We start from the raw sequence: 11,981 nt of genomic DNA on the forward strand, positions 1-11,981 counted from the left end.
CCGCGCAACGGTACAGTCCCCCGGCGAAACCCTGGCTACGTGTGCCTGTTCAATCTGCCGTGCGCTCCCTAGGCTGGTCCGACCACCAGCACGGGGAAACCACGCATGCCTTTTTCTCTCGCCGCCCTCCAACAAGCCGCCGCCATCGTCCACCAGAGCCTGCCGCCGACGCCGCAGATACGCTGGCCACTGCTATGCGAGGCACTGGGTTGCGAAGTGTGGATGAAGCACGAGAACCACCTGCCGGTGGGGGCCTTCAAGCTGCGCGGCGGCCTGGTGTATTTCCACCACCTGGCGCACCAGGGTGAGCGGCCGGCCGGCGTGATCAGCGCCACCCGCGGCAACCACGGCCAGTCGGTGGCCTTCTCGGCGAGCCGCTACGGCATCCAGCCGATCATCGTCGTGCCGCACGGCAACAGCCGCGAGAAGAACGCGGCGATGCGCAGCCTCGGCGCGGAGCTGATCGAGCATGGCGAGGACTTCCAGGCCTCCCGCGAATACGCCGCCGAGCGCGCCCGGCACGAAGGCCTGCACCTGATTCCGGCGTTCCATCCCTGGCTGGTGGCCGGGGTCGCCAGCTACAGCCTGGAGTTGTTCGCCGCGCTGGCCGACCTTGACGAAGTCTACGTGCCGATCGGTATGGGTTCGGGCATCTGCGGCCTGATCGCCGCGCGCGACGCGCTGGGCCTGAAGACCCGCATCGTCGGCGTGGTGTCCACCCATGCGCCGGCCTACGCCCTGTCGTTCGAGGCCGGCACGGCGATCAGCCACCCGGTCGACACCCGCCTGGCCGACGGCATGGCGTGCAGTACGCCGGACCCGAGCGCGCTGGAAATGATCCTGGCCGGCGCCGATCGCCTGGTGCGGGTCAGCGACAGGGAGATCGGCGCGGCCATGCGCCTGTGCTTCACCAGCACCCACAACGTCGCCGAGGGCGCCGGGGTGGCGGCGCTGGCCGCCGCCTGGCAGGAGCGCGAGCGCCTGAAGGGGCTGAAGGTAGGCCTGATCCTCAGCGGAGCGAACGTCGACCGCGAGGTATTCGCCGAGCAACTGGCCGCCGGCGACTGAGCCGGCGCCGCTAGGCCAGCCCCGCGAGGAGCAGCAGCCACCAGGCGAGCACCAGCAACTGCACGAAGAAGCCGGCGAAACGCAGCCAGACGAACAGCGCGGAGGTGCTGACCAGGTGCATCAGCGATTGGAACAGCCGGGCGCCGAGCACCAGTGGCGCCAACGGGTCGGTCAGGCTGCTCTGCCCGCTGGCGATCGCGTAGAGCAGCGCGCCGGTCAGCAGCGGCAGGTTCTCCACGCAGTTGGCATGGACTCGCACCAGCCGCTGGCCGAAACCGCCAGGCGTGTTGCTGCCATCGGCGGCGAAGGCGTTCACCGCCATCCGCCCGCCGAGTACCAGCAGGCCGCGCTGGCTGACCAGCAGGAAGACCAGCAACAGGGTCCAGGCGATCAGGCCGAGCAGGCAGATCGCGCTAGGGCTGAGAAACATGGATGACGCTCCTTCTATTGTCTTGTCGTGGGAAGGATGAAGCGTCTGGATTCTAGGCCGGCTAGAGCAATTGCTCTATTCGCAGTCCGCCGTCCTTAAGTCGTGTTCTGCCGGTACGCCGCTCGGCCCCGATGTCCGCCGTCGGCGGATGCGTAACCGGACGACCCACTGCCCGCGGCTTTCCGAACGGACAAAGAAAAGCCCCGCCGAAGCGGGGCCTTCCTTGCACGCAGCACTCAGGGCTGTCTTCTCATCAGAGCGAATCGAGATAGCGCTCCACATCCAGCGCGGCCATGCAGCCGGCGCCGGCCGAGGTGATCGCCTGGCGGTAGACGTGGTCGGCCACGTCGCCGGCGGCGAACACACCCGGTACGTTGGTCGCGGTGGCGTTGCCTTCGCGCCCGCCGTTGACCACCAGGTAGCCGTCCTTCAGGGCCAGTTGCCCTTCGAACAGCGAGGTATTGGGAGTATGGCCGATGGCGACGAACATGCCATCCACGGCGATCTCCTCGCTGCCACCATCGCGGTTCTTCAGGCGCACTCCGGTGACGCCCATCGTGTCGCCAAGCACCTCATCGACCTCGGCGTTGAGCTTGAGCACTATCTTGCCTTCGGCGACCCGCGCCTGCAGCTTGTCCTGGAGGATCTTCTCGGCGCGGAAGGTCTCGCGACGATGCACCAGGGTCACCCGGCTGGCGATGTTGGCCAGGTACAGGGCCTCTTCGACAGCGGTATTGCCGCCGCCGATCACCGCCACTTCGCGGTTGCGGTAGAAGAAACCGTCGCAGGTGGCGCAGGCCGACACGCCCTTGCCCATGAACGCCTGCTCCGACGGCAACCCCAGGTAGCGCGCGCTGGCACCGGTGGCGACGATCAGTGCGTCGCAGGTGTAGGTGCCATTGTCGCCGCGCAGGGTGAACGGCTTGCCGGCCAGGTCCACGGCATGGATGTGGTCGAAGACGATCTCGGTCTCGAAGCGCTCGGCGTGCTCCTGCATCCGCTGCATCAGTGCCGGGCCGGTCAGGCCGTGGGGATCGCCCGGCCAGTTGTCGACCTCGGTGGTGGTGGTCAACTGGCCACCGGCCTGCATGCCGGTGATCAGCAGCGGCTTGAGGTTGGCGCGCGCGGCGTAGACAGCCGCGCTGTAACCGGCGGGACCGGAACCGAGAATGATCACTCGGGCGTGGCGGAGGGTATCGGGCATCTCGTCGGACTCCTGCCGACATCAGCGTCGGCGCGAATAAAAACGGGGCCACCAAAGCACATGGGGAAGGCTTGGAAGGAGCGGTCGCCCCGGAAAAAGGTCGGTCGGGCACACTTCGCGCCCGGCAGCGGGATCACAGTGCCTCGGCGTTCTCGGCCAGGTACGAGGCCACGCCCTCGGCGCTCGCCTTCATGCCTTTCTGGCCCTTGCGCCAACCGGCCGGGCAGACCTCGCCGTGTTCCTCGGTGAACTGCAGGGCCTCGACCAGGCGCACCATCTCGTCCACCTCGCGCCCCAGCGGCAGGTTGTTCACCACCTGGTGCTGGACCACCCCGGCGCGGTCGATCAGGAACGAAGCACGCAAGGCCACGCCGTCCTCGTGCTCGATGCCGTAGGCGCGGGTGATCTCGTGCTTGACGTCGGCGACCATGGTGAACTCGACTGCGCCGATGCCGCCCTTCTCCACCGGCGTGCTGCGCCAGGCGTGATGGGTGAACTGCGAGTCGATGGAGACACCGACCACCTCGACGCCCAGCTCGCGGAACTTATCCATGCGGTTGTTGTGGGCGATGATTTCCGAGGGGCAGACGAAAGTGAAGTCGAGCGGCCAGAAGAACAGCACGACGTACTTGCCGCGCAGGCTGGAAAGCTGGAACGCATCGACGATGGAACCGTCGCCGAGGACCGCGGCGGCAGTGAAGTCGGGGGCTTGCTTGTTGACCAGTACGCTCATCGTCGAGGCTCCTAGAAGGTTGGGTTGCGCCTGGCGACGCCAGGCTCCCGGAAGAATATGCAGCGCAGGTTACCCAGCCACGACGATACATTGAAATGTCGAATTTCAATTCGCACGATAGAGTCCGCCTATGCTCTCAACCTGCGGCTAGACTCATGCTGTCGCCCATTACCCGTCCTCACCGCATGCCCCTACGCACACGCCTGCTCTGGCTGTTCCTGCCGTTGCTGGCCGCCAGTCTCGGCGGTATCTGGCTCTTGTCGGAAAGCATCCTGCTGAGCCGTTTCGACCGAGAGGACCAGCAACGCCTGCAAGAGGGCGCCACCGTCCTGCACAACCGGCTGGACTTCGAGTTGAAGCGCCACCTGGACATCGTTCGCACCTACGCCTGGTGGGATGCCAGCTACGACTTCATCCAGCGCCCCAACGAGACCTTCGAACAGGAAAACCTCGACCACGAGATGCTCGACGACCTGGGATTCGACTTCGTCCTGTTCCTCGACGACCGGGGTCACCTGCAACTGAAGCAGTGGTCCCCGCCCGCGCCCGACCAGCGCGTGCTCTTCGGCGCCCCCTCGGCGAGCGACCAGGCCCTGCTCGAGGCACTGCAGCAACGCGCCATCCGCCTCGGCGCGCTGGACTTTCGCGGACGCACCGACCACAGCCTGAGCGAGCTGCTGCTGGTCGACAACCTGCCGACCCTGCTGGTCAGCGTGCCTATCAGCAACAACCAGGGTAGCGCGCCGGCGAAGGGCGCGATCCTCGCCGGCTACTTCCTCGACCGGGAACGCCTGGCCAACCTCCGCGAACAGATGCAGGCCGACCTGCAACCGATGCCCAACATCGCCACCGACGCCACCTGGAAGCCGCTGCGCAGCCGCAGCGGCAGTACCCACAACCAGGCCCTGCTCAGCCCACGGCGGTTCATCGGCGAACATGTCCAGCAGGTCTCGGTGCAGTACCTGAGTTCCAGCGGCGAGCCGCAGCTGCGCTTCGACATCACCAAGAAACGCCTGCTCTACATCCAGGGCGAGAAGGCCATCAACTTCTTCCTCGGCGCCTCCCTGCTGGTCGCGCTGGGCGCTTTCCTGGTCGGCTACCTGGCCCTGGAGCTGTGGGTCCTGCGCCGGGTCCAACGGCTCAACCGGGAGGTCGCCGAAGTCGGACGCAACGCCCACTCGATACGCCTGAGCGACTTCGGCAACGACGAGCTGGGACAACTGGCGGGCGAGATGAACCAGATGCTCGAGCGCCTGGAACACAGCGAGGCGCGCGACCGGGCGATCCTCCAGTCGATGCGCGACGGCTACTTCGAAATGGACGTCGACGGCGTGATCCTCACCGTCAACCCCGCGCTCTGCCAACTGCTCGGTCAGACGCGCGAAACGCTGATCGGCCACCCCTACTACGAACTGCTCGGCGAAGACGACCTGGCGCGTGCCCGCCAACCCTTCCAGCGCGCCATGCAGAGCGGCGCAGGCAAGACCTTCGCCATCCCCCTGCAGCGCGCCGACGGCAGCCTCGGCTACTTCGAAGCCACGGTTTCGCTGATCCACGACCTGCAGGGCGAACTGCGGGGCTACCGCGGCATCGTCCGCGACGTCAGCGACCAGATCGCCTACCAGCAGCAATTGCTGGAAATGGCCTACCGCGACCCGCTGACCGGCCTGGGCAACCGCAAGGCCTTCGACGAACAGCTCGGCCAGGCGTTGCTTCGCGCCGGCTCCGGCGGAAGCGAACTGGCGCTGCTGTACCTGGACCTGGACCGCTTCAAGGAGGTCAACGACCGCTTCGGCCACGACGTCGGCGACGCCCTCCTCAGGACCGTCGCCGAACGGGTACGCAGCACCCTGCGGCAGCCGGACAAGGCCTACCGCCTGGGCGGCGACGAATTCGCCGTGCTCCTCGAGGACAGCCAGGAAAACAATCCGCAGCGCCTCGCAGAACGCCTGCTGGCGGCGCTGGTCCAACCGATCGCGCTGAATGGCGAACGCATCGACTTCGTCACCCCGAGCATCGGCATCGCTCTCTACCCGCGGCATGCCGGCGATGCCGAAGGACTGGTCCGTGCCGCCGACAGCGCCATGTACGAGGCCAAGCGCCAGCGCAACCACTATTGCCTGTACCGGGCGCCAGCCTGAAATGCGCGGTCAAACAGGCTCTGTCGCGGGCTTTCGCCAGTCTGCTAAGGTTTCAGCCCGCATCCCATCGGAGAACCATTCCCTATGCCAGCCCTGAGCGGCCCGCAATACCTCGGCGAAGGCCTGAAGCTGATCATGCGTCCCGGCCTGCGCCTGTTCGTGCTGATCCCCCTGACCCTCAACCTGCTGGTGTTCGCCCTGCTGATCGGCTTCGCGATGCAGCAGTTCAGCCACTGGGTCGACCTGCTGATGCCCAGCCTGCCCGACTGGCTGAGCTTCCTGCAGTACATCGTCTGGCCGCTGTTCGTCCTGCTGGTGCTGGTGATCGTGTTCTTCACCTTCACCATGGTCGCCAACATCATCTCCGCGCCGTTCAACGGCTTCCTCTCGGAAAAGGTCGAGGTGGTGGTTCGCGGCCGCGACGACTTCCCGCCGTTCAGCTGGGCCGAACTGCTGGCGATGATCCCGCGCACCATGGGTCGCGAGATGCGCAAGCTCGCCTACTTCCTGCCGCGCGCGCTGGTGCTGCTGGTGCTGAGCTTCGTGCCCGGGGTCAACCTGATCGCCACGCCGCTGTGGATCCTCTTCGGCATCTGGATGATGGCGGTGCAGTACATCGACTATCCGGCGGACAACCACAAGCTCGGCTGGAACGAGATGCTCGCCTGGCTGCGCAGCAAGCGCTGGGCGTGCATGGGTTTCGGCGGGATGACCTACCTGGCGCTGCTGATCCCGCTGGTCAACCTGGTCATGATGCCCGCCGCCGTCGCCGGCGCCACCCTGTTCTGGGTCCGCGAGGAAGGCGAGAAGGCGCTGGTGAAATAAGCATGCGCCCGGTGTCCGCTGTCGGCATTGTCAGGCGGGCGTCAGCGCCCTGACAGCCGGCGTCGGGCACACTACGAATGCCCTCGGGAGCGTCGGCGCAGGCCGCAGCCGAGACCTGCGCCAGCCCTTGCAGACCGGCTCGACGCTGCCGAACCGACTGGCCGCCGGTGCTTCCCCACGCAGGCGGCCTTTTTTTACCCGCCTGCCTTGCCGTCCATGCAGGATGGCCGGCGCTCACCCCCTTCCTGTCCGCTACGCCCCCCTCGACGCCGCCACCCTGGCACTACAGTGGCAACCAGGCGAGGCAGGCTCCGGCCCGCTTTCGATGACCACCGTCCCCAGCCCGCCCAGCGGCGGAAAACAAGAAGAGGGTCGCCATGTCACGTTCCGTATTCACCGCACTGTTGCTGTCCTGCGTCCTGCTGGCGCTCTCCATGCCTGCCAGGGCCGACGACCTGCCCTACCGCTTCGGCCTGGGCAAGGCGGATATCACCGGCGAAGCCGCCGAAGTCGGTATGATGGGTTACTCCTCCCTCGAACAGAAGACCGCCGGCATCCACATGCGCCAGTGGGCGCGTGCCTTCGTGATCGAGGAACCGGCCAGCGGACGTCGCCTGGTCTACGTCAACACCGACCTGGGGATGATCTTCCAGGCCGTGCACCTGAAGGTCCTGGCCCGGCTCAAGGCGAAGTACCCCGGTGTCTACGACGAAAACAACGTGATGCTCGCCGCCACCCACACCCACTCCGGTCCGGGCGGCTTCTCCCACTACGCGATGTACAACCTGTCGGTGCTCGGCTTCCAGGAAAAGACCTTCAACGCCATCGTCGACGGCATCGTCCGCTCCATCGAGCGGGCCCAGGCCAGGTTGCAGCCCGGCCGCCTGTTCTACGGCAGCGGCGAGCTGCGCAACGCCAGCCGCAACCGCTCGCTGCTGTCGCACCTGAAGAATCCGGACATCGCCGGCTACGAGGATGGCATCGACCCGCAGATGAGCGTGCTCAGCTTCGTCGACGCCAACGGCGAGCTGGCCGGCGCGATCAGTTGGTTCCCGGTGCACAGCACCTCGATGACCAACGCCAACCATCTGATCTCGCCGGACAACAAGGGCTACGCCTCCTATCACTGGGAGCACGACGTCAGCCGCAGGGCCGGTTTCGTCGCCGCCTTCGCCCAGACCAATGCCGGCAACCTGTCGCCCAACCTGAACCTGAAGCCCGGCTCCGGTCCCTTCGACAACGAGTTCGACAACACCCGCGAGATCGGTCTGCGCCAGTTCGCCAAGGCCCACGAGATCGCCGGCCAGGCCCAGGAGGAAGTGCTCGGCGAACTGGATTCGCGCTTCCGTTTCGTCGACTTCACCCGCCTGCCGATCCGCCCGGAGTTCACCGACGGCCAGCCGCGCCAGCTGTGCACCGCGGCCATCGGCACCAGCCTGGCCGCCGGTAGCACCGAAGACGGTCCAGGCCCGCTGGGGCTGGATGAAGGCAACAATCCGTTCCTCTCGGCCCTTGGCGGGTTGCTCACCGGCGTGCCGCCGCAGGAACTGGTGCAATGCCAGGCGGAAAAGACCATCCTCGCCGACACCGGCAACAAGAAACCCTACCCCTGGACGCCGACGGTGCTGCCGATCCAGATGTTCCGCATCGGCCAGTTGGAACTGCTCGGCGCCCCCGCCGAGTTCACCGTGATGGCCGGGGTGCGGATCCGCCGCGCGGTGCAGGCGGCCAGCGAAGCGGCCGGTATCCGCCATGTGATCTTCAATGGCTACGCGAATGCCTATGCCAGCTACGTCACCACCCGCGAGGAATACGCCGCCCAGGAATACGAAGGCGGCTCGACCCTCTACGGCCCCTGGACCCAGGCCGCCTACCAGCAGTTGTTCGTCGACATGGCGGTGGCGCTGCGCGAACGCCTGCCGGTGGAAACCTCGGCGATAGCGCCGGACCTGTCCTGCTGCCAGATGAACTTCCAGACCGGAGTAGTGGCCGACGATCCCTATATCGGCAAGTCCTTCGGCGACGTGTTGCAACAACCCAGGGAAAGTTATCGCATCGGCGACAAGGTGACCGTCGCTTTCGTGACCGGACATCCGAAGAATGACTTACGCACCGAGAAGACTTTCCTTGAAGTAGTGAATATCGGCAAGGATGGCAAACAGACGCCCGTGACCATTGCCACCGATAATGACTGGGATACCCAATACCGCTGGGAGAGAGTGGGTATATCTGCCTCGAAAGCGACTATCAGCTGGACCATTCCACCTGGGACCGAGCCCGGCCGTTACTACATCAGGCACTACGGCAACGCGAAGAACTTCTGGACCCAGAAGATCAGCGAGATCGGCGGTTCGACCCGCGCCTTCGAGGTGCTCGGCCCCGCTCCCTAGCGGGCTCCAGCCAAGGTTGCGAGATTCGCCTGCCAACTTTATGACGCATGAAAGTCGTCAAATAAAATGTGATTTAAAACACATGAAAAAGTGAACTTTCATTCAGCCGAGAAAGGGCATGGAAATCCATTTCCATGCCCTTTGTTTTTATCCCGAAAAACTTCTCAAGTTGTCGCTCAAGGTCATATCGAAGTCGCTTTCGGAATCAACCGATAAATTATCGCCATGAAACCATCGGCCCGCTGTATTCCCTGCCGGGAAAACAGCGGAGACGATTAATCATCTCGAAACAAGAAGTACGCAGATTGATGGAAATCAAAAAACCACCCGGAAAATTAAACGATGACCGAAAACTGGAAATTCCGCCGTCGAACCTTTCTCAAGCACAGCGCCCAGGCCGCTACCCTGGCCAGCCTTTCCGGGCTGTTCCCGGAGACGCTCCGGCGCGCCCTGGCCGTCGAGCCGGACATCCGCACCGGAACCATCCAGGACGTCCAGCACGTGGTCATCCTGATGCAGGAGAACCGCAGCTTCGATCACTACTTCGGCCACCTCAACGGCGTCCGCGGCTTCAACGACCCTCGCGCGCTCAAGCGCCAGGACGGCAAGCCGGTCTGGTACCAGAACTACAAGTACGAGTTCTCCCCCTATCACTGGGATACCAAGGTCACCAGCGCCCAGTGGGTGAGTTCGCAGAACCATGAATGGTCGGCCTTCCACGCGATCTGGAACCAGGGCCGCAACGACAAGTGGATGGCGGTGCAGTACCCCGAAGCCATGGGCTACTTCAAGCGCGGCGACATTCCCTACTACTACGCCCTGGCCGACGCCTTCACCCTGTGCGAGGCCTACCACCAGTCGATGATGGGCCCGACCAATCCGAACCGCCTCTACCACATGAGCGGACGCGCCGCCCCCAGCGGCGACGGCAAGGACGTACACATCGGCAACGACATGGGCGACGGCACCATCGGCGCCAGCAGCACGGTGGACTGGACCACCTATCCCGAGCGGCTAAGCGCCGCTGGCGTGGACTGGCGGGTCTACCAGGAAGGCGGCTACCGCTCCTCGTCACTCTGGTACCTGTACGTCGACGCCTACTGGAAATACCGGCTCCAGGAGCAGAACAACTACGACTGCAACGCCCTCGCCTGGTTCAGGAACTTCAAGAACGCTCCGCGCGATTCGGACCTCTGGCAGCGCGCCATGCTCGCCCGCGGCGTCGACCAGTTGCGCAAGGATGTGCAGGAGAACACGCTGCCGCAGGTGTCGTGGATCGTCGCGCCCTACTGCTACTGCGAGCATCCCTGGTGGGGCCCCTCGTTCGGCGAGTACTACGTGACCCGGGTGCTCGAGGCGCTGACCAGCAACCCCGAGGTCTGGGCCAGGACCGTGTTCATCCTCAACTACGACGAGGGCGACGGCTTCTATGACCACGCCAGCGCCCCGGTGCCGCCGTGGAAGGATGGCGTCGGCCTTTCCACGGTCAGCACCGCCGGCGAGATCGAGGCATCCAGCGGGCTGCCCATCGGGCTCGGCCACCGCGTCCCGCTGATCGCCATCTCGCCCTGGTCGAAGGGCGGCAAGGTCAGCGCCGAAGTGTTCGACCATACCTCGGTGCTGCGCTTCCTCGAACGCCGCTTCGGCGTCGTCGAGGAAAACATCTCGCCCTGGCGGCGTGCCGTCTGCGGCGACCTGACTTCGCTGTTCGACTTCCAGGGCGCAGGCGATACCCAGGTCGCCCCCGACCTGACCAACGTCCCGCAGAGCGACGCGCGCAAGGAGGACGCCTACTGGCAGCAGTTCTACCGGCCCAGCCCCAAGTACTGGTCCTACGAGCCGAAGAGCCTGCCCGGCCAGGAAAAGGGCCAGCGCCCTACCCTCGCGGTGCCCTACCAGTTGCACGCCACGCTGGCCCTCGACATCGCCGCCGGCAAGCTGCGCCTGACCCTGGGCAACGACGGCATGAGCCTGCCGGGCAATCCGCAGGGACACTCCGCTGCGGTATTCCAGGTGCAGCCGCGGGAAGTCGGCAATCCGCGCTTCTATACCGTGACCAGCTATCCGGTGGTCCAGGAAAGCGGAGAGGAACTGGGCCGGACCCTCAACGACGAACTCGACGACCTGCTCGACGCCAACGGCCGCTACGCCTTCGAGGTGCACGGCCCCAACGGCTTCTTCCGCGAGTTCCACGGCAACCTGCATCTCGCCGCGCAGATGGCGCGGCCCGAGGTATCGGTCACCTATCAACGCAACGGCAACCTGCAGTTGAACATCCGCAATCTCGGCCGCCTGCCGTGCAGCGTGACGGTGACGCCGAACCCGGCCTATACCCGGGAGGGCAGCCGTCGCTATGAACTCGAACCGAACCAGGCGATCAGTGAAGTGTGGCTGTTACGCAGCAGCCAGGGCTGGTACGACCTCAGCGTGACCGCCAGCAATACGGAAGCCAACTATTTCCGCCGCCTGGCCGGACACGTCGAGACCGGCAAGCCGAGCAGGAGCGATCCATTGCTCGACATCGCAGCGACCTGAAGCGAGGAGTCCATCGCATGAGACCTACCCTGACCTGGACCTTGCTGGCCCTGCTGCTCTGCGGCACGGCCATCGGCGCCGTCCTGTTGTTTTACCCATCGGAGCCGGCGCCCGTCGCGCCCTTCGCGTCTCCCCCGCAGGCCACACCGGCGGCAAAACCTTCCATTCCTTCCCGAGCCCCCGAGATGAATACAGCCACCGCTCCCGACAACCTGGAACAGCAACTCGGCGAGTTCGGCCGCAACGCCGGGCAGATGTCCGAGATCGAACGCAAGCAGGCCGCCGAAGGTCTGATCGAACAGCTCAAGCGCGAGGTGGCGGTCGGCGCCGATCCGCGCCAGACCTTCGAGGAGATCCAGCGTCTGACGCCCTATGTGGAGGCCGATGCCAGGCGCCGCGAGGCGCTCGACTTCGAGATCTGGATGGCGCTCAAGGACAACGCCTCCGTCCAGCAGCAAGCGCCGACGCCTGGCGAGGAAGAGCAACTGCGCGAATACGCGCAAGAGTCGGACAAGGTGATCGCCGAGGTGCTCGCCAGCGTCGACGGCGAGGAGCAGCGTCACGCCGCCATCGACGAACGCCTCAAGGCCCTGCGCAAGCAGATCTTCGGCGAGGAGAACCCACGCCTGCTGCAACGCTGAAATCCACGGCGCCC

At 65.4% G+C, this 11,981-nt stretch carries 9 protein-coding genes; 6 read left to right on the forward strand and 3 right to left on the reverse strand.

The features are described from left to right. Positions 1–105: 105 nt before the first annotated feature. The gene (locus AC4OR5_RS22600; protein WP_033995163.1) at positions 106–1,068 is read left to right on the forward strand and encodes a threonine dehydratase; all 963 of its coding nucleotides are present in this window, start codon (positions 106–108) and stop codon (positions 1,066–1,068) included. A gap of 10 nt (positions 1,069–1,078) precedes the next feature. Here AC4OR5_RS22600 and AC4OR5_RS22605 read toward each other — a convergent pair whose 3' ends face one another. The 3 genes from AC4OR5_RS22605 to AC4OR5_RS22615 form a co-directional block, all read right to left on the reverse strand. Continuing rightward, positions 1,079–1,498: an MAPEG family protein gene (locus AC4OR5_RS22605; protein WP_058160020.1), complete on the reverse strand. Its 420-nt coding sequence runs from the start codon at positions 1,496–1,498 to the stop codon at positions 1,079–1,081. Positions 1,499–1,751: 253 nt separating this feature from the next. After that, positions 1,752–2,702: a thioredoxin-disulfide reductase gene (trxB, locus tag AC4OR5_RS22610; protein WP_003134313.1), complete on the reverse strand. Its 951-nt coding sequence runs from the start codon at positions 2,700–2,702 to the stop codon at positions 1,752–1,754. A gap of 133 nt (positions 2,703–2,835) precedes the next feature. Then, a complete protein-coding gene (locus tag AC4OR5_RS22615; protein ID WP_003085842.1) occupies positions 2,836–3,435 on the reverse strand; it encodes a peroxiredoxin in 600 nt (199 codons plus the stop codon). A 185-nt stretch (positions 3,436–3,620) separates the two neighbouring features. Between AC4OR5_RS22615 and AC4OR5_RS22620 the strand changes: the two genes are divergently transcribed. From AC4OR5_RS22620 to plcR, 5 genes are all read left to right on the forward strand, one after another. Beyond that, the gene (locus tag AC4OR5_RS22620) at positions 3,621–5,576 is read left to right on the forward strand and encodes a sensor domain-containing diguanylate cyclase (RefSeq protein ID WP_058160019.1); all 1,956 of its coding nucleotides are present in this window, start codon (positions 3,621–3,623) and stop codon (positions 5,574–5,576) included. An 84-nt stretch (positions 5,577–5,660) separates the two neighbouring features. Further along, positions 5,661–6,401: a sulfate transporter CysZ gene (gene cysZ, locus AC4OR5_RS22625; protein ID WP_003085838.1), complete on the forward strand. Its 741-nt coding sequence runs from the start codon at positions 5,661–5,663 to the stop codon at positions 6,399–6,401. Positions 6,402–6,778: 377 nt separating this feature from the next. After that, a complete protein-coding gene (gene cerN, locus AC4OR5_RS22630; protein ID WP_058160018.1) occupies positions 6,779–8,791 on the forward strand; it encodes a ceramidase CerN in 2,013 nt (670 codons plus the stop codon). 342 nt (positions 8,792–9,133) lie between these two features. Further along, on the forward strand, positions 9,134–11,326 hold the full coding sequence (locus AC4OR5_RS22635; RefSeq protein WP_058160017.1) for a phosphocholine-specific phospholipase C: 2,193 nt from the start codon (positions 9,134–9,136) through the stop codon (positions 11,324–11,326). Positions 11,327–11,343: 17 nt separating this feature from the next. Next, positions 11,344–11,967, forward strand: a complete 624-nt coding sequence (gene plcR, locus AC4OR5_RS22640) for a phospholipase C accessory protein PlcR (protein ID WP_003122996.1) — start codon at positions 11,344–11,346, stop codon at positions 11,965–11,967. The last annotated feature ends 14 nt before the right edge of the window (positions 11,968–11,981 follow it).

The organism is Pseudomonas sp. YA1 (assembly GCF_058680555.1).